Source organism: Thiolapillus sp. (assembly GCF_048562965.1).
Taxonomy (GTDB): Bacteria; Pseudomonadota; Gammaproteobacteria; order Chromatiales; family Chromatiaceae; genus Thiolapillus; species Thiolapillus brandeum_A.
Map to the genome: position 1 here is coordinate 1 of NZ_JBHNMF010001141.1, position 841 is coordinate 841.

The window sequence follows — 841 nt, forward strand, 5'->3', positions numbered from 1 at the left end:
GAAGTTGTTGCGTAGTGCTGGGTGACCAGGACGGCTGGGGCACCAATAGGTTGTCAAAGGCCGAGTCGATTTTGGGGACTGGGATGTCCCAAAATCTATCACGAGGCCGAAGACACGCTTGTTCCGCGAGGGAATAGCAATAGGCATGGTTGTACAGTCCTGTGAGAGGATCTGTCTGGGACAAATGCCTGAAATGGCTGCTTTCCCGTCGTGCTTTCCTCCATAGCAGGGCAGTGGCCAGCGCCAGTACAGCCAGGCCAAGGATCAGCAGCCAGGAATGGAGCAGGGTGGATTGCCTTTGCAGGGCAAGCAGCTCATTTTCTTTCTGCAGCAGATCGATGTGTTGTTCCTTGTTCTTGAACTCGTATTCCACCTGCAGTTTGGCGATTTGCAGGGCCTGGGTTCTGTCCAGGATTTTCTTCTCGGCAAGAAATCTTTTCTTGAACCAGGTCAGGGCTTCCTGGTGGTTGCCGGATTTTTCGCTGAGTTCAACCTGATAGGCATAGGCATCCTTCAGGGAATTCCATTGTTCGAGAGATTCAAGGAGGGGAATGACTTCGTCCAGTTTCTGTTGTGCAAGTTTGAATTCCTGCATGGCGATATGGCTCTTGGCTGTGTACAGCAGGCAGTAGCCTATGCCGATCTTGTATTTTACAGTGCGAAACATCTCCAGTGCCGTATGCAGTTGACGCAGGGCTTCCTCGTGCCTGTTTTTCTTTTGCAGTGTCATGCCAAGTCCCAGATGTCCGCTTGCTACGTAAGCGCCAAACAATCAGCCCTATTGCATTTTTTTGACAGGCGTGTTCCAGGGTAGCAGGGCTTCAATGTCCTCAACCGTCCT

At 51.6% G+C, this 841-nt stretch carries 1 protein-coding gene; it reads right to left on the minus strand.

Annotated features, from left to right (window positions below; all coding sequences use genetic code 11):
• The coding region (locus ACOCD2_RS22860; RefSeq protein WP_293681621.1) for a hypothetical protein at positions 1-730 on the minus strand (730 nt) is incomplete at its 3' end.
• Between the last annotated feature and the right edge of the window lie 111 nt (positions 731-841).